This is a genomic window from Kitasatospora sp. NPDC038210, from assembly GCF_055600605.1.
Genome location: NZ_JBVJYK010000026.1, coordinates 54,525 through 70,506, shown reverse-complemented (window position 1 = coordinate 70,506; position 15,982 = coordinate 54,525). Strand labels below are relative to the sequence as shown.

Here is a 15,982-nt window from a genome sequence, read left to right as displayed (position 1 = left end):
CGAATCTACCGGACGCCGGGCGGGTGAGCCGAGTGCCGGCGGCGGGCCCGCTGCGGGCGGCCCCGGAGGCGCCCGCGCGGCGGGGGGCTACCGCTCCGCCGGCGCCCGGACCCGGCACCGATCGGCCGGTACGGCTCACCCGGCACGGGAGTCGGCGAGGACGTCCATGACCGGGGCGAGCGGGTGGTCGCGGCGGGCGGCGATCGAGGGCGCCTGGTCGGCGGTCCGGCTGAGGGCGTTGGCCAGGGCGAACAGGTCGGTGCCGTCGACGTCGGGGCGGACCTTCCCGATCGCCCGGGCCGCGCGCAGCAGCGGTAGGTGCGGTCCGGCGGGGCGCAGCCGGCCGAGCCGGCGCGCTCGATCGGCGCCGGCCGGCTACGCGTCGGCATCGACAGCGTCTTCCCGCTGAGCGCGGCGGCCCGGGCCCGCACGCGCGCCGAACAGGGCCACCTGCCGGGCAAGATCGTCCTCAGGGTGGTCGCCCGACCCGTTCCGGCAGGGGGCGGCTACTCGCCTTCCAGGGCCGCCACCAGCTGGGGCAGGGTGCCGCCGGCCGCGTGGAAGGCCAGGTGGTCGTGGTAGTCCCGGCTGTGGACGATGCGACCGTCGCGGACCCGCAGGACCTGGATGTTCGCGGTCTCGAAGTCCCGACCGGTGGCGCGGTGGTGGGCCCGGTAGTCCCACTGGGTGACGATCACCTCGGGATCGCCGGTCTCCCGGATCACCACGTTCTCCGCCGTGAGCCGCAGGGGCGAGTGCTCGGCGACTTCCGCGAACCGCTTCGCGAGGACGGCTCGCCCTTCGAACCGGCGCGGCCCGACCGGCTCGAAGACGGTCTCCACGACGGTGTCCTCGGCGTAGAGCTCGGCCAGTTCGGAGAACCGTCCGTCGGTAATGCCCTCCAGCAGCTTGAGGAAGACCTCGCGCGGCGACAGCGTTTCGGACATGATCAACCCCCAGGATCGCGCCGCTAGAATCGGACTAGCGACTCCGCTTCAAACGATACGGACCAGCCACTCCGGTTGTCCAGGGGTAGATCCGCGCGCGCCGCGGACGGGAGGAGACAGGCATGAGCGGGGCATCGGAACGACCGCTGCGCGCCGACGCGGCCCGCAACCGGGCCAAGCTGCTCGACGCCGCCACCGAGGTGTTCACCACCCGCGGCATCGGCGTGCCGACCGAGGAGATCGCCCGCGCCGCTGGGGTCGGGGTCGGCACCCTCTTCCGGCACTTCCCCACCAAGGAGGCGCTGCTGGAGGCGGTCATGGTCCGCAGGCTGGAGACGATCACCGCGCGCACCGCGGAACTCGCGGCCGAGGCCGAGCCCGCCGAGGCCTTCTTCGCCTGCTTCCGCCTGATCGTCGAACACTCCGCCGGCAAGCAGGAGTTCACCCGCGCCCTGGCCGAGGCCGGGGTCGACGTGCACGCCTCCCTGCGGGAGTCCACCGAACAGATGCGGTCCCAGCTGACCGAACTCCTCGCCGCGGCACAGCGGGCCGGGGCCGTCCGCCCCGAGGTGGGCCTGCCGGAGCTGATCGCCCTGCTCGTCGGCGTCGGCACGGCCACCGAGCAGCTCGCGGCCGACCCCGGGGCCCGGGAGCGGATCTTCGACGTCGTCTTCGCCGGACTGCGGCCGCAGTGACACCCCGGAGGCACGGCAACCCGGCGCCGCGACTCCGCGCCGCAGCACCGCGTCGCGACTCCGGGCCGCCACCCGCGTAAGGTCAGCGACCGACGCACCCACCTGCCCGATGACGACGAGGGACGAGCCCCACCGTGTCGAACGCGCCCGTGATCCGCAGTGACGTCCCCGGGTCCTTCCCCTGGAGCGTGTTCCACGTACGCCACCCCGAGCTCGTCCGGCGGGTCCTCGACGCCCTCCCCTACGGCCCCGCCGAGCGGTCGGCCGTCGAGCGGCTGCTCGTGGAGAGCACCGACGGCGTCCTGGAGCCGCTGCGCGCGGACGCGAGCGGCACGGCGGATGGGCCGGACGCGTCGGACGCGGTGGACGCCGCGGACGCGGCCAGGTGGCTGGCGTGGGGCGAGGGCCTGTGGGGCAGGCCGTGGGGCGAGGCTCCGTTCCTGTGGGCCGAGAGCTACTTCTACCGGCGGCTCCTCGACGCCACCGGCTACTTCCGGCCCGGCGCCTGGCAGGGCATCGACCCGTTCGCGCCGTTCAAGGCCGCCGAGCTCGGCGGGTCGGCGGTCGACGACGAACTGGCCGCGCTCGACGCCCTCGACGGGCTGCCGCGTGCCCGCCAGCGGGAGGCGCTGCTGTCGTCCTCGCTGTGGGGCAACCGCGCGGACCTCAGCTTCGGGATCACCGCGGAGCCAGGCGGGCCCGCCGCGTCCGGCCTGGTCGCCGACAACAGCGCACTGCTGTGGGCCGCGCTGGAACGGGCCGGGGGCGGACGGCTCTGCGTCGTCGCCGACAACGCGGGCCGGGAGCTGCTGCCGGACCTCGTGCTGATCGACCACCTCCTGACCGGCGGCCCGGCGGCGCAGGTCACGCTGTACGTGAAGCCGCAGCCGTACTTCGTGTCGGACGCGACGATGGCCGACGTCCTCGCCGCGCTCGAACGCCTCCGCGCCGCGCCCACGCCGGCCGCCGCGGCGGCCGGCGATCGGCTGTGGCGGGCGATGGGCAGCGGCACGCTCGCGGTCCGCACGCATCCGTTCTTCTGTGCGCCGCTGCCCTTCCACGACATGCCCGCCGACCTCCGGGCCGAGTTCGCGGACGCGGCGCTGACCGTCGTCAAGGGCGACCTCAACTACCGCCGCCTGGTCGGCGACCGGCTCTGGCCGCCGACCACCCCGTTCACCGCCGCGACCTCGCACTTCCCCTCCGCCGTCGCAGCCCTGCGCACCCTGAAGTCGGACGTGATCGTCGGCGTCGACGCCACCACCGTCGCCCGGCTCGACGACACCGGTACGCCGTGGCGCACCGACGGCCGCCACGCCGTCGTGCAGGTCGACGCCCGGCGGTAGGCGGGACGGCACCCCACGGGACGGCACCCCACGGGATGCACCGGGCCGGCGGCTACCGGTACCAGTCGTCCCCGCCCCCGGCGAGGGAACGGCCCAGGTAGTCCGCCAGGTCCCGGGCCACCCACCGGCGGCTGTCGTCCTCGTGCTCCCAGACGAAGACGTCCGGACGCTCGGGCGTCCGCACGAACGCGAAGTGGTCCCCGCCCCCGTTGTCGCCGAAGAAGAGCAGGGCGTCGAAGGGCATGTACAGCTGGGCGAAGGAGGCGTCGGAACGGAAGAGCAGGTTCCGATCGACGACCGTTTCGAGAGGCCACACGGTGTCCACCGCGGTGCGCCCGATGATTCCGTCGCTCTCCAGGAACAGCTGCCTCAGCTCGGCCGGCAGCCCGCACCCGAGCCGGCGCTCCGCCTCGGCGAGCGCCGTCACCTGCGCGGGACTCCGGAACCCCGCCCCGGGGAAGGCCTCACGAGCCGCTTCTCTCCACATGGCCCGAAGACTACCCAGGGGTCGGCCCGACCTCGGCGCGAGGCTCGACCTCGACCTCGACCTCGACCTTGACCTCGACCTCAACCTCAGGTTCAGGTCGAGGCGCAGCTTCAGGTTGAGCTTGAGGTCCAGGGTTCGGCTTCACGTTCAGGTCGAGGTCCGGCCTCACGTTCGGCATCAGGTTCAGGACAGCATGTTGATCCGGTACTGCATGATCCGGTAGTTCGTGTCGTCGTACCACTGACTGACGACGATGTGGAAGTTGCCGAACGTCGAACCGGGGACGACGAAGCCGCCGTACGGGCTGGCGACGAGGTTGCCGGCCTCCTGGCCCGGGGCGCCGGGCAGGATCATGGTCTGCTCCAGCGTCCTGGTCAGGTCCGAGGTCGGGAGGGGGAAGACCATCGCCCTGATCGACAGCGGGTCCATGTTGAGCCAGGTGAGGACGTACTTGCCGTCCATGGCACGGAAGCACATCTCGCCCCACCTGCGGGTGCCGAAGACGGTCGTCGGAGCGGGCGCGTTCCACCGCCAGCCGCCGTCGGTGAAGCCCCACGGCTCGTAGGCGTCCGGGTTGCCGAGACTGTCCTGCCGGACCCGGTGCAGCAGCATGCCCGATTCCACGTCGCGGTTGAACACCGTGGACAGCACGTAGCAGTAGCCGTCGTCGGCCACGGCGTACGTCTTCTGCTGGAACTGGCCGCCGTGCAGGTCCCCTGGCCACTGGCAGAGGTACTCCCAGGTCTCGCCGTTGTCGGTGGAGCGCCAGAAGTCGGTGTGGTGGGTGTCGTAGATGACGCCGCGCATGAGGTGCATGTACATCACGCCGTCGACGACGAACACGTCGGACGGGATCGCCGTGGTGAACTTGTCGCCGACCGGGTTGTGCGGCTCGTCGACGAGGCTCCTGGCGTGGTCGCCGCCGACGCTGCCGTCGATGCGCAGGTTGTCGGGGTCCGCGCTGCCGGAGCGCAGGCCGACCGGGGCGCGCCAGTCGCCGGTGCCCACCCGGTCGCCGTCGAAGGTGTCGCCGCAGACGAAGAGCATGGTGCCGTCCGGGCACCGCACGGGGATGCCGAGGTCCGTCCACGGCGAGGCGAACGGCCCGGTCTCGACCGGCCCGCTGAGGTTCTTGATCTTGGTTGCGATCGTCGGAGCGGTCGGGTCGTACGGGCCGTTGGCGACCGCCGCGGGAGCACCCGTGCCGATGGCCCCCGCCCCCACGGCGACGCCGAGACCGATCCTGAGCAGCGTGCGGCGGGAGGGCCCGCCGGTCGTCGCGTCGTTCCCGCCCGATGAGTGGGTCATGGTGTCGATGGCCTTTCCGAGTCGACTGGATCCCCGCGGCTTCCTGCGGCTCCCGAGGCTACGGCGATCCACCGGCGCCCGATCGACCGGTGAACAAACCTTCACTCAAATTGGTTAGGAGTTACCGGAGTTCACGATCCGCACGCAGCTCGTTCGAGCCCGGGCCGCGTCCCCGGCCGCGGGCCCGGCCGGGGACGGAACCGGGGTGTCCCGACGCGCAGCGGCGCCGTCCCGTCAGACGACGTGCAGCCCGTGCGCCGCGAACACGGCGCGGGCCGCGGCCGTCTGGTCGCGGGTGGGCATCGGTGTGTCCGCGAGCGTGAACTCCAGACCGAGCGCTCGCCACTTCTCCGTGCCGAGCTTGTGGAAGGGCAGCACGTCGACGCGGGTGACGTTGCCGAGCGAGGCGGCGAACGCGGCGACGCCCTCGACGTTCCCGGGCGGGTCGGTCAGGCCGGGGACGAGCACGAACCGGACCCAGGTCTCCTTGCCGAGGTCGGCGAGCCGACGGGCGAAGTCCAGGGTCGGGGCGAGTTCCCGGTGGGTCAGGTGCCGGTAGAGCGCGCGGTCCCAGGACTTGATGTCCAGCAGCACCAGATCGGTGTCGGCGAGCAGGGCGTCGGTGGCGCGGGCGCCGAGGAAGCCGGAGGTGTCCAGGGCGGTGTGCAGGCCGAGCCGGTGCTTGAAGCGGTGGAGCAGCTCGCCGGTGAGGACCGGCTGGAGCAGCGGTTCGCCGCCGCTGACGGTGGCGCCGCCACCGGAGGCGTGGATGAACCCGGTGCACTTGGCGGCCTCCGCGACGATCTCGTCCGCGGAGGTGCGCCGGCCGTCGCGCATGTGGCGGGTGTCGGGGTTGTGGCAGTAGAGGCAGCGCAGCGGGCAGCCGTCGAGGAAGACGACGAAGCGGGTGCCGGGGCCGTCCACGCCGGTGGACAGGTCCCAGGAGTGCAGCATGCCGCCGACCGGGCGCCGGGTGACAGCGGCCGCGGGGGTGACGGCGATCGGTTCGACGGCGATCGGTTCGGCGGCACTCGGAGCGCGAGCCGCCGGGGGACGACGCGGCGGGCCTTCGCGGAGGACGGGTTCGGTCATGGCGATTCTCCGGAGGACGGTGGGGTGCCGGCGTCCGCTGGTCGGAGCGGGCGCCGGCGCCGCGTGGACGGTCGGTCGCGCTGCCCGGGCCCGGTCTTCGCACCCCACGTCCGGGGGTTCGAAGACCGGCCTAGAGCGCGTCGTGGAAGGTGCGGTTGATGACGTCGAGCTGCTGCTCGCGGGTGAGGCGGACGAAGTCGACCGCGTAGCCGCTGACCCGGATGGTCAGCTGCGGGTACTCCTCCGGGTGGGCCATCGCGTCCAGCAGGGTGTCCCGGTCGAGGACGTTGACGTTCATGTGGAAGCCGTGGCAGGCGACGTAGCCGTCCAGCACGCCGACCAGGTTGCTGATCCGCTCCGCCTCGGTGCGGCCGAGCGCGTCCGGGGCGACGGTGTTGGTGAGCGAGATGCCGTCCTGGGCGTGCTCGTAGGGCAGTTTGGCGACGGACAGGGCGGCGGCCACGAAGCCGTGGCCGTCCCGGCCGTTCATCGGGTTGGCGCCCGGGGAGAACGGCTCGCCGGCCCGCCGGCCGTCCGGGGTGTTGCCGGTCTTCCGGCCGTAGACCACGTTGGAGGTGATGGTCAGGACGGACTGGGTGTGCTCGGCGCCGCGGTAGGTGGGGTGCTTGCGGACCTTCGCCATGAACTCCTCGACCAGCCGGACCGCGATCCCGTCGGCCCGGTCGTCGTTGTTGCCGTACGCCGGGTAGTCGCCCTCGATCAGGTAGTCGGTGACCAGCCCGGTCCCGTCGCGCACCGGGGTGACCTCGGCGTACTTGATGGCGGACAGCGAGTCGGCGGCCACCGCGAGGCCGGCGATGCCGCAGGCCATCGTGCGCCGGACGTCCCGGTCGTGCAGGGCCATCTCGATCCGCTCGTAGGCGTACCTGTCGTGCATGTAGTGGATGACGTTCAGCGCGTGGACGTACGTCTCGGCGAGCCACTCCAGCTGTTCGTCGAAGCGGGCCAGGACCTCGTCGTGGTCGAGCACGCCGTCGCCGACCGGGGCGGTGGCCGGGCCGACCTGGTCGCCGGACGTCTCGTCCCGGCCCCCGTTGATCGCGTAGAGCAGCGTCTTGGCGAGATTGACCCGGGCCCCGAAGAACTGCATCTGCTTGCCGACCTCCATCGCGGAGACGCAGCAGGCGATCGCCGTGTCGTCGCCGAAGCGCGGGCGCATCAGCTCGTCCGACTCGTACTGCACGGCGGAGGTGTCGATGGTCACCCGGGCGCAGAACTCCTTGAACCCCCGCGGGAGGCGCGGCGACCAGAACACGGTCATGTTCGGCTCGGGCGCCGGGCCCAGGTTGTACAGGGTCTGCAGGAAGCGGAAGGACGTCCGGGTGACCAGGGTGCGGCCGTCCGCGCCCATGCCGCCGATCGACTCGGTGACCCAGGTCGGGTCCCCGGAGAACAGCTCGTCGTACTCGGGGGTGCGCAGGAAGCGGACGATGCGCAGCTTGATGACGAAGTCGTCCACCAGTTCCTGCGCCTGCTCCTCCGTGAGGTGCCCGGTGTCCAGGTCGCGCTGGAGGTAGACGTCGAGGAAGGTCGAGGTGCGGCCGAGCGACATCGCCGCGCCGTTCTGCTCCTTGACCGCCGCCAGGTAGGCGAAGTAGAGCCACTGGAGCGCCTCGCGGCCGGTGCGGGCCGGACCGGAGACGTCGTACCCGTAGGCCGAGGCCATCTCCTTGAGCTCGCCCAGCGCCCGGATCTGCTCGGCGAGTTCCTCGCGTTCGCGGATCGTCTCCTCCAGGACCGCCGGGTCGGCGGGCGCCGCGTTCAGCTCGGCCTTCTCCGCGAGCTTGGCCGCGACCAGCCGGTCCACGCCGTAGAGGGCGACCCGGCGGTAGTCGCCGATGATCCGGCCGCGCCCGTAGGCGTCCGGCAGGCCGGTGATGACGCCGGCCCGGCGGGCCGCCAGGATCTCGGGGGTGTAGGCGTCGAACACCCCGGCGTTGTGGGTCTTGCGGTACGCGGTGAAGATCTTCTCCAGCTGCGGGTCGACCGGGTAGCCGTAGGTCCGCAGCGCACCCGCGACCATCCGCCAGCCGCCGTTCGGCATGATCGCGCGCTTGAGCGGGGCATCGGTCTGCAGGCCGACGATCAGCTCGCTCCCCCGGTCGATGTACCCGGGCGCGTGCGCGGTGACGGAGGACGGAACGTCGTGCGCGACGTCGTACACGCCCCTGGCGCGTTCCTCCGGGAAGCGGTCGGTGATCCGCCGCCACAACGCGGTGGTCCGCGCGGTGGGGCCGGCCAGGAAGGCGGCGTCGCCCTCGTACGGGGTGTAGTTGTGCCGGATGAAGTCATGGACGTCGACGGTCTCCCGCCATCGTCCGCCCCGGAATCCCTCCCAGGCGTCCCGAGTCGTCTCGTCGTGCTGCCGGACAGTCATCTCTTCGGCTCCCTTCTCGGATTCACCGCCACCGTGGTGGTCCCGCCGTCGGCCCCGGTCCTCGTCCGGAAGGTCCCGGCGGGCCGGGGCCGTCGGTCCTCAGGACCGGTCGTCGTAGTAGGCCTGACGCATCAGCTGCTGCATGTCGGCGAGCATCGGCATGCGCGGGTTGGCTGGGGCGCACTGGTCCTCGTAGGCGTTCATCGCCTGGTGCGGCAGGGCCGCCAGGAAGGCCTCCTCGTCGACGCCGGCCGCCTTGAAGGAGCGCGGGATGCCGACCCTGTCGCGCAGGTCCTCGACCGCCGCGGCGAGCGACTCGACGCCCTGCTCGGGGGTGGCGGCCGGGAGGCCGAGCATCCGGGCGACGGCCTGGTAGCGCTCGGGGGCGAGGTAGCTCTGGTACTTGGGCCAGCCGGTGACCTTCGTCGGGGCGGAACCGTTCCAGCGGATCACGTGCGGCAGCAGGAGGGCGTTGGTGCGCCCGTGGGCGACGTAGAAGGTGGCGCCCAGGGTGTGGGCCATGGCGTGCACCGCGCCGAGGAAGGACGAGCCGAAGGCCATTCCGGCGATCGTCCCGGCGTTGTGCATCTTCTCGCGGGCCACCGGGTCCTCCGGGCCGTCCGCCACGGCCCGCTCCAGGTTCTCGAAGATCAGCCGGATGCCCTGCAGGGCGAGCCCGTCGGTGAAGTCGTTGGCGTAGACCGACACGTAGGTCTCGATGCAGTGGGTGAGGGCGTCGAAGCCGGAGTCGGCGGTGACGTCCTTCGGCAGCCGTGTGGTCAGCGCCGGATCCACGATCGCCACGCTCGGGGTGAGCGCGTAGTCGGCCAGCGGGTACTTCTGGCCGGTCCCGGTGTCGGTGATCACCGCGAACGGGGTGACCTCGCTGCCGGTGCCCGAGGTGGTCGGGATGCACACCAGCTTCGCCTTCTCCCCCAGGTCGGGGAAGGTGAAGGCGCGCTTGCGGATGTCGAAGAACTTCTCCTTCAGGTCGGCGAACTCGACCTCCGGGTGCTCGTACATCAGCCACATCACCTTGGCGGCGTCCATCGGCGAGCCACCGCCCAGCGCGATGATCGTGTCCGGCTCGAACTCCCGCATCAGCTCGGCGCCGCGGCGCACCGTGTCGATGCTCGGGTTGGGCTCGACGTAGTCGACCACCCGCACCTCGACCGGCTCCCGGCGCCGGTCCAGGACGCCGCGGATCCGCTCCAGGTGCCCGATCCGGACCATCGTGTGGTCGGTGACGACGACGATCCGGTGCGCGTTCGGCATGCTCGCCAGGTACTTGACCGAGTTGCGCTCGAAGTAGATCTTCGGCGGGACCTTGAACCACTGCATGTTGGTGTTGCGCCGCCCGATCCGCTTGATGTTGACGAGGTTGAGTGCCGAGACGTTCCCCGACACCGAGTTGTGCCCGTAGCTGCCGCATCCCAGGGTCAGCGAGGGGGTGAAGGCGTTGTAGACGTCGCCGATGCCGCCCTGCGAGCTCGGCGCGTTCCAGACGATCCGGCAGGCCTTGACCTCGTGCCCGAACTCCTCCACGAACGCCGCGTCCTCGGTGTGCACCGCCGCCGAGTGCCCGAGCCCGTTGAACTCCACCATCGCCGCCGCCAGTTCGACGCCCTCGCGGCGCGATCCGGCGCTCAGCACAGCCAGCACCGGGCACAGCTTCTCGCGGGTCAGCGGCTCCGCCGGCCCGACCCGTTCGCAGTCCACCAGGATCACCGAGGTGTCCTCGGGCACCGCGAAGCCCGCCGCCCCGGCGATCCACGCGGCCGGGCGGCCCACCACGTCGGCGTTCAGCCGGTCTCCGGCGCAGGAGCCGCCGTCGCCGCTGCCGAACAGGAACCGCTCCAGCAGCACCTTCTCCTCGGAGCTGGCGTGGTGCGCCTTGAGCTTCCGGAACTCGGCGAGCGCCGCCTCCCGGATCTCCTCGTCCAGGATCACCGCCTGCTCGGAGGCGCAGATCATGCCGTTGTCGAAGGTCTTGGACAGCACGATGTCGTTGACCGCGCGCTTCGGGTCGGCGCTCTTCTCGACGTACGCCGGGACGTTGCCCGCGCCGACGCCCAACGCCGGCTTGCCGCAGCTGTACGCGGCCCGGACCATCGTGTTCCCGCCGGTGGCCAGGATCGTCGCCACGTCCGGGTGGTTCATCAGCGCGCCGGTCGCCGCCATCGACGGCTCCTCGATCCACTGGACGCAGTGTGCCGGGGCGCCGGCCGCCACGGCCGCGTCCCGCACGATCCGGGCCGCCTCCGCCGAGCAGTGCTGGGCCGAGGGGTGGAAGGCGAAGACGATCGGGTTGCGGGTCTTCAGCGCCAGCAGGCACTTGAAGATCACGGTCGAGGTCGGATTGGTCACCGGGGTGATGCCCGCGACCACCCCGACCGGCTCGGCGATCTCCACGATCCCGTCGATCTCGTCCCGGTACACCACCCCGACCGTCTTCGTGCGCCCCATCACGTGCGTGACGTTCTCGCAGGCGAAGACGTTCTTCACCGCCTTGTCCTCGAACACCCCGCGCCCGGTCTCCTCCACCGCCAGCACGGCGAGTCCGGTGTGCCGGGCCAGCGCCGCCAGGGACGCCTTCCTGACGATGTGGTCGACCTGGTCCTGGGTGAACGAGGCGTACTCCTGCAGGGCCTCCAGCGCGGAGGCGACCAGTGCGTCGACGGCGGACGGGGTGCTGACGTCGCTGACGCTGTTCACGGTGCTGACGCTGCTGGGGGACCCTGTCCGGGCCTCGGTCTCGTCCGCGGTCTCGGCCTCGGGGCGTCGGCGGGGCATGGTGGTCACCTCTCGGTTCGTCATCCGGTCGGGGCGCATCCGTGGCCGGTCCGCGCCTCCGAACTCCAGCCTGTCGCGGCAACGCCCTTGCGGAGAAGCGCCGTTGGACCGTTCCTCCGGGCCGAAGGTCCCTTCCCCGGCGGGCCTGCGATCGTGGCCGGCCCGCCCGGCGCGGCCCGGGAACGGCCCGGGAACGGCCCGGGAACGGCGCGACCCGGACCTTCGAGGGTCCGGGCCGCGGCCACCACCAGGCGGTTCAGTCGCGCGGTTCAGTCGTGCGGGACGATCGCGACCGGGCCGAGCGCGTGGTGCAGCACGGCGTGCGCCACGCTCCCCAACCGGGACACACCCGCCTGGTGCCCGGGGGTCCGCCGCCCCAGCACGACGAGCGAGGCTCCCCGGGAGGCGTCGACGAGCGCCCCGCCCGCGTGCCGGGCGGTCACCTCGGTCTCCACCCGCACCCCGGGGAACTTGTCCCGCCAACGGGCCAGCGCGTCCCGCAGGCGCACCAGCTCCGCCTCCGCCAGCGAGTCCCTGATCTCCCGCTGGTCGACCGGCGCCCGCGTCACGTACGGTCCGGCCGGCAGCGAACGGCTCTCCAGCACCCGCAGGGTGACGCCCCGGCGGACCGCCTGCTCGAAGGCGAAGGCGAGCACCTCGGCGCAGGGGCGGTCGCCCTGGACGCCCACCACCACGTCACCCGCCCCGTCGGCCTCGCCGTCCGCGTCCGCGTCCGCCCGGACGAGCACGACCGGGCAGAGCGCGTCGGCGGCCACCCGGAGCCCGACCGAGCCGACCAGCAGGCCGGTGAAGCCGCCGAGGCCGCGCGAGCCGAGGACGATCAGCCCGTCCCGCGCGCCGGCCGCCGCGAGCGCGTGGGCCGGGCTGCCCGGAATCCGCTCGCACGACAGCTCCAGGTCGGGCAGGACGGCCGTGAGGCGGTCCCGGACCGCGAGCAGCTCCGGCGGCAGGCCGTGGTCCGCCCCCGCCGGCCGCAGCGGCCTGCCGTCCTCGGCTCCCCCGACGTGGATCATCCGGAGCGCCCGGCCGCTCCGGTGGGCCTCGGCGGCAGCCCACGCCGCCGCCGCCGTGCTCTGCTCCGAGCCGTCGATCCCCACCACCACGGAGTGCGACATGTCTCGTCCTCTCGGTCCCGCGGGACGCGGCCGTTCCGCGCCCCCGCCGTCCGGGACAGCATCGCGTCGTGCCCCGCGGCCGTGGCAGGGGCCGAGCTGCCCTGCCGCCGAGCCGAAGGTCCCGGCGGCGCGGGGCCGCGCGTCGGGTACCGCCGCCCCCGGGCCGGCGAGCGGGGTGCCGCGTGCACGGCAGGGAGCCGGGGACGGTGTCACCCGTCCCCGGCTCCTCGTCCTCGGCGCGGCTCCTGCCGCCGCTACCGCGTCACCGCGCCGGTGTGATGAGGCCGTAGTGGCCGTCGTAGCGGTGGTAGAGCACGTTGCCCCGCCCGGTGGCGGTGTCGGTGAAGAAGACGAACGGCAGTCCGGTGAGGTCGAGCCTGGACACCGCCTCGGGCACCGCCAGTTCCGGCACCGCCGCGGTGCTCACGCTGAGTCCCGGCTCCGGCTCGCCGATGGGCCCGGCGACGGGTCCGACGACGGCCAGGCGGTGCCCATCGGCACGCTCGTCGCGGTAGACGACGCTGTCGCAGCCGGAGGCGGCGTCGGTGAACAGGTGGAAGTCGTAGTCCATGGCCTCCAGCTCGAACACGGCGGCCCGGGCGCTCTGGCTGGGCAGGCTGTACGTCTTGTGCCGCACGATCCGCCGGTCCTCCGGTGCCAAGCCGCGCCGGTGCGGGCGGTGATCGCGGGCCGCCTCGTCGTCCCGGGCGGCGCGGCCGGCCGGGACGTGGTGGCGGTGGGCGTCGCGGTGCCGGTGCACCCGGGCGAGCCGGGCGGTCAGCCGGTCCTGGAGCAGGTCGACGGCCTCCTGCATGGTCGCGGCCGCCACGTGGGCGCGGACGGGACGGCCGTTGAGGTCCACCACGGCCCGGGCGATGGCGGGCTTGACGACGTGGTTGCTCGCTTGGGTGAGCTTCACCCGGGCCGCGAGCACCGGCTCGTGCTGCCGTTCGACGACGGCCAGCAGCTTCGCCCGGGCGTAGTCGGGCGCGGCGAGGGACACCTCGCCCCGGGTCTCGACCCGGATGTCGGGGACGATCGGCGTGTGCAGACGGTTCATCAGGAGTCCTGCCTCTCGGATGTGGTCTCAGACTGCCGGGTGCCGGAGGGCGCCGTCGTCGGCCGTTCGTCCCGCGGCCAGGGCCGTGCGGCCCTACTCCCCACCGATCGGCGCCGGGCCCCGGTGGCCCCGGGCCCGACCGGGACCACCGGCCCGGCGGCCGGTGCCTTCGGTCCCTTCTCCCACCGCACGCCCGGACGGGAGATTCGATGGTGCCGGGCGTCCCGGCCCGAGGCTTGATCCCACGAGGGGGAAACCACCATGACGCGCTGTGTCCTGACCGGAATCGACGGATCGCCGCAGAGCGAGGCGGCGGCCCTGTGGGCGGCCGCGGAGGCCCGGCGCCGGGGCTGCCCGGTGCGGCTGCTGCACGCGTGGCCGTGGCTCGACGCCGGGGACGGGAACGTGTCGCGGCCCGGCGACCTGCGGCCGAGGGCATCGGACGGGCTTCGCGGGATCGCCGACCGGATCCGGCACGACCACCCGGGCCTGCCGGTGGAGGTCGCGGTGGTCGCGGACGATCCCGTCGACGCACTGCTCGCCGCGGCGAAGGAGCAGGAGCTGCTGGTGCTCGGCTCCCGCGGGCTCGGCGGCTTCGCCGGCCTCCTGGTCGGTTCGGTGGGGCTCGCGGTGGCAGCGGCCGCGACCGTCCCGACCGTACTGGTCCGCCCCGGACCGGCGCCCGCTTCCCCGGCGGCGGCCGCCGGGGCGGACCGGGAGGTGGTGGTCGGGCTCGACGGCCGTCGACCCGACGACACCGTCGTCGGGTTCGCCGTGGCCGAGGCGCAGCTGCGCGGCTGCCGGCTGCGCGTCGTGCACGGGTGGGACCCGGCGCCCGTCTGGGCGTACGGGGGCCTGATGCCGCCCCTGGTGGACCTGACGGAGCAGGAGGCCACCGAAGCGGCCCTGATCTCCCCGGTCGTCACCGCCCTGAGGGCGGAGCACCCCGGGGTCGACATCGTCGAGGACGTCCGCCTCGGTGGCGGAGCCCGGGCCCTGCTGGAGGCGGCCTCGACCCGTGCGGACCTCGTCGTCGTCGGGCGGCGGGAGCACCGTCACCGCCTCGGGCCGCGCCTCGGCCCCGTGGCGCACGCCGTCCTGCACCACTGCGCCGCCCCGGTCGTCGTCGTCCCCCACCCCTGAGCCGTGCACGGCCCCGCCATCGCCCCCTGAACAGCGACAAGGAGCACCGCCGTGTCCAGCACCCACCGCCCGGCCCGGCCCGACAGCCCGGCGGCACCGCCGTGCGGCCACCTGCGCCGGGCGCTCGGCCGGGAGCGCAATCCGCTCAGCCGCGCTCTCGACCGGGCCCGGAGCCGGGCGGTGGTGCTCACCGTCCTCGGGATCGCGCTCGCGGCGCTCCTCGGGGCCGGGGCCGCCGTCACCCACTTCGCCGCCGGCCAGCGGCAGGCCGCGGCCACGGCCGCCGGCCTCCACCGCGCCGACGCCCTGGTGCAGGGCTCCGTCCGGAGGGCGGAGGCCACCGTCGTCGGTGGAAAGGCCGTGTACCGCGCCGACGCGGCGTGGACCTACCCGGGCACCCGGCCCAACACCGGCAGCATCGACGTCCCCCGGACCGCCGGGCCGGGCAGCACCGTCGGGATCTGGGTCGACGGCAGCGGCCGCCCCTCCACCGCACCGCCGAGCACCGCCGACCTCGTGGCCGACGCCCTGTGTCTGGGCCTGCTCCTCTTCGGCCTGCTCTGTGTCCTCGCCTGCGCCGTGCTCTGCACGGGGCTGAGCGTCCTCGACCGTCGGGCCGACCGGGCGTGGACCCTGTCCTGGGCCCGGTACGAGCCCGTCTGGAGCGGCCGTGCCCCCCGTGGCGGCGGGCACGGCTGACCGGACCGGCCGTTCTGTCCGTGACACCGGACCGCGATTCCCGCCGCGGTGGGACGGAACAGGGCCGGAGGGCCCTATCGGAACCGCCCCCGTCACGTCAGACTTCGCGGAGAGTCACGCGGTCCGCCACCGGGGCGGGCCAACGGGGTTGGAGCGGCGATGACGGAGAGTCCGGCGGCTGGGACGAGCGGCTCGGTGACGGTGTTCCTGCTGGACGACCACGAGGTGGTCCGCCGCGGCGTGCACGACCTGCTGGACGCCGAGCCGGACCTCCGGGTGATCGGCGAGGCCGCCACGGTCGAGCAGGCACTCGCCCGGGTCCCCGCGCTGCGCCCCGACGTCGCCATTCTCGACATGCGGCTGCCGGACGGCGACGGCGTGACGGTCTGTCGCGAACTGCGCTCCCGCATGCCCGGGCTGGTCTGTCTGATCCTCACCTCGTTCGACGACGAGGAGGCGCTCCTGGACGCCATCATGGCCGGGGCCGCCGGGTACGTCCTCAAGCAGATCAGCGGCACCGACCTGGTCTCCGCCGTGCGCACCGTCGCCTCCGGCCAGTCGATGCTCGACCCCGGCGCCGCCACCCGGCTGATGGCCCGCCTGCGCGGCGACGCCGTCACCGAGCAGAGCTCCGGCCTGCCCCAGCTCACCGAACGGGAGCGGGAGGTGCTCGCCCTGGTCGGTGAGGGGCTCACCAACCGCCAGATCGGTCAGCGGCTCTACCTCGCCGAGAAGACCGTCAAGAACCACATCTCCCGCCTGCTGGCCAAGCTCGGCGTGGAACGGCGCGTCCAGGCCGCCCTGATCGCCACCCAGGCCCTGGGCCCCCACGGTCAGCCCTCCGCTCGAACCGGCCCCTGAACCGACCGCCCCGGGCA

The 15,982-nt window shown here is 73.4% G+C and carries 15 protein-coding genes; 6 read left to right on the top strand and 9 right to left on the bottom strand.

Annotated features, from left to right (window positions below; all coding sequences use genetic code 11):
* Nucleotides 1-135: 135 nt before the first annotated feature.
* Nucleotides 136-309 carry an SbtR family transcriptional regulator gene (locus ACZ7KX_RS35090; RefSeq protein ID WP_470330073.1) on the bottom strand — a complete coding sequence of 58 codons (174 nt, stop codon included), beginning with the start codon at nucleotides 307-309 and terminating at the stop codon, nucleotides 136-138.
* 9 nt (nucleotides 310-318) lie between these two features.
* On the opposite strand from ACZ7KX_RS35090, the gene ACZ7KX_RS35085 reads away from it, so the two are divergent.
* Nucleotides 319-582, top strand: a complete 264-nt coding sequence (locus ACZ7KX_RS35085) for a zinc-binding dehydrogenase (RefSeq protein ID WP_470330035.1) — start codon at nucleotides 319-321, stop codon at nucleotides 580-582.
* Here ACZ7KX_RS35085 and ACZ7KX_RS35080 read toward each other — a convergent pair.
* Nucleotides 507-947: a nuclear transport factor 2 family protein gene (locus ACZ7KX_RS35080; RefSeq protein ID WP_470330034.1), complete on the bottom strand. Its 441-nt coding sequence runs from the start codon at nucleotides 945-947 to the stop codon at nucleotides 507-509. The genes ACZ7KX_RS35085 and ACZ7KX_RS35080 overlap by 76 nt on opposite strands.
* 122 nt (nucleotides 948-1,069) lie before the next feature.
* Between ACZ7KX_RS35080 and ACZ7KX_RS35075 the strand changes: the two genes are divergently transcribed.
* Nucleotides 1,070-1,642 (top strand): TetR/AcrR family transcriptional regulator, encoded by a 573-nt coding sequence (locus ACZ7KX_RS35075; RefSeq protein ID WP_470330033.1) that lies wholly within the window; start codon nucleotides 1,070-1,072, stop codon nucleotides 1,640-1,642.
* Between the two features lie 134 nt (nucleotides 1,643-1,776).
* A complete protein-coding gene (locus ACZ7KX_RS35070; RefSeq protein ID WP_470330032.1) occupies nucleotides 1,777-2,988 on the top strand; it encodes a damage-control phosphatase ARMT1 family protein in 1,212 nt (403 codons plus the stop codon).
* A gap of 52 nt (nucleotides 2,989-3,040) precedes the next feature.
* On the opposite strand, the gene ACZ7KX_RS35065 is transcribed toward ACZ7KX_RS35070, so the two are convergent.
* From ACZ7KX_RS35065 to ACZ7KX_RS35035, 7 genes are all read right to left on the bottom strand, one after another.
* The gene (locus ACZ7KX_RS35065) at nucleotides 3,041-3,475 is read right to left on the bottom strand and encodes an SMI1/KNR4 family protein (protein WP_470330031.1); all 435 of its coding nucleotides are present in this window, start codon (nucleotides 3,473-3,475) and stop codon (nucleotides 3,041-3,043) included.
* Nucleotides 3,476-3,658: 183 nt separating this feature from the next.
* Nucleotides 3,659-4,783, bottom strand: a complete 1,125-nt coding sequence (locus tag ACZ7KX_RS35060; RefSeq protein WP_470330030.1) for a DUF4185 domain-containing protein — start codon at nucleotides 4,781-4,783, stop codon at nucleotides 3,659-3,661.
* 234 nt (nucleotides 4,784-5,017) lie between these two features.
* Nucleotides 5,018-5,737, bottom strand: a complete 720-nt coding sequence (gene pflA, locus ACZ7KX_RS35055; RefSeq protein ID WP_470330072.1) for a pyruvate formate-lyase-activating protein — start codon at nucleotides 5,735-5,737, stop codon at nucleotides 5,018-5,020.
* 268 nt (nucleotides 5,738-6,005) lie between these two features.
* A complete protein-coding gene (gene pflB, locus ACZ7KX_RS35050; RefSeq protein WP_470330029.1) occupies nucleotides 6,006-8,273 on the bottom strand; it encodes a formate C-acetyltransferase in 2,268 nt (755 codons plus the stop codon).
* A 99-nt stretch (nucleotides 8,274-8,372) separates the two neighbouring features.
* Nucleotides 8,373-11,066: a bifunctional acetaldehyde-CoA/alcohol dehydrogenase gene (gene adhE, locus ACZ7KX_RS35045; protein WP_470330071.1), complete on the bottom strand. Its 2,694-nt coding sequence runs from the start codon at nucleotides 11,064-11,066 to the stop codon at nucleotides 8,373-8,375.
* A gap of 269 nt (nucleotides 11,067-11,335) precedes the next feature.
* Complete coding sequence (locus ACZ7KX_RS35040) at nucleotides 11,336-12,202, bottom strand: universal stress protein (RefSeq protein ID WP_470330028.1); 867 nt, start codon at nucleotides 12,200-12,202, stop codon at nucleotides 11,336-11,338.
* A 262-nt stretch (nucleotides 12,203-12,464) separates the two neighbouring features.
* Complete coding sequence (locus ACZ7KX_RS35035; protein WP_470330027.1) at nucleotides 12,465-13,262, bottom strand: ribosome hibernation promotion factor; 798 nt, start codon at nucleotides 13,260-13,262, stop codon at nucleotides 12,465-12,467.
* Between the two features lie 261 nt (nucleotides 13,263-13,523).
* Between ACZ7KX_RS35035 and ACZ7KX_RS35030 the strand changes: the two genes are divergently transcribed.
* The 3 genes from ACZ7KX_RS35030 to ACZ7KX_RS35020 all read left to right on the top strand — a co-directional run bounded on the left by ACZ7KX_RS35030 (nucleotide 13,524) and on the right by ACZ7KX_RS35020 (nucleotide 15,965).
* Entirely contained in the window at nucleotides 13,524-14,405 is an 882-nt protein-coding gene (locus tag ACZ7KX_RS35030) for a universal stress protein (RefSeq protein WP_470330026.1), read from the top strand.
* A 51-nt stretch (nucleotides 14,406-14,456) separates the two neighbouring features.
* On the top strand, nucleotides 14,457-15,104 hold the full coding sequence (locus tag ACZ7KX_RS35025; protein ID WP_470330025.1) for an Rv1733c family protein: 648 nt from the start codon (nucleotides 14,457-14,459) through the stop codon (nucleotides 15,102-15,104).
* Between the two features lie 159 nt (nucleotides 15,105-15,263).
* The gene (locus tag ACZ7KX_RS35020) at nucleotides 15,264-15,965 is read left to right on the top strand and encodes a response regulator (protein WP_470330024.1); all 702 of its coding nucleotides are present in this window, start codon (nucleotides 15,264-15,266) and stop codon (nucleotides 15,963-15,965) included.
* The last annotated feature ends 17 nt before the right edge of the window (nucleotides 15,966-15,982 follow it).

Excerpts from the sequence above, each read along its gene's own strand:
- ACZ7KX_RS35080 (WP_470330034.1), bottom strand. The coding sequence starts at position 947 with ATGTCCGAAACGCTGTCGCCGCGCGAGGTCTTCCTCAAGCTGCTGGAG.
- ACZ7KX_RS35075 (WP_470330033.1), top strand. The coding sequence starts at position 1,070 with ATGAGCGGGGCATCGGAACGACCGCTGCGCGCCGACGCGGCCCGCAAC.
- ACZ7KX_RS35065 (WP_470330031.1), bottom strand. The coding sequence starts at position 3,475 with ATGTGGAGAGAAGCGGCTCGTGAGGCCTTCCCCGGGGCGGGGTTCCGG.
- ACZ7KX_RS35060 (WP_470330030.1), bottom strand. The coding sequence starts at position 4,783 with ATGACCCACTCATCGGGCGGGAACGACGCGACGACCGGCGGGCCCTCC.
- pflA (WP_470330072.1), bottom strand. The coding sequence starts at position 5,737 with ATGCTGCACTCCTGGGACCTGTCCACCGGCGTGGACGGCCCCGGCACC.
- pflB (WP_470330029.1), bottom strand. The coding sequence starts at position 8,273 with ATGACTGTCCGGCAGCACGACGAGACGACTCGGGACGCCTGGGAGGGA.
- adhE (WP_470330071.1), bottom strand. The coding sequence starts at position 11,066 with ATGCCCCGCCGACGCCCCGAGGCCGAGACCGCGGACGAGACCGAGGCC.
- ACZ7KX_RS35040 (WP_470330028.1), bottom strand. The coding sequence starts at position 12,202 with ATGTCGCACTCCGTGGTGGTGGGGATCGACGGCTCGGAGCAGAGCACG.
- ACZ7KX_RS35035 (WP_470330027.1), bottom strand. The coding sequence starts at position 13,262 with ATGAACCGTCTGCACACGCCGATCGTCCCCGACATCCGGGTCGAGACC.
- ACZ7KX_RS35030 (WP_470330026.1), top strand. The coding sequence starts at position 13,524 with ATGACGCGCTGTGTCCTGACCGGAATCGACGGATCGCCGCAGAGCGAG.
- ACZ7KX_RS35020 (WP_470330024.1), top strand. The coding sequence starts at position 15,264 with ATGACGGAGAGTCCGGCGGCTGGGACGAGCGGCTCGGTGACGGTGTTC.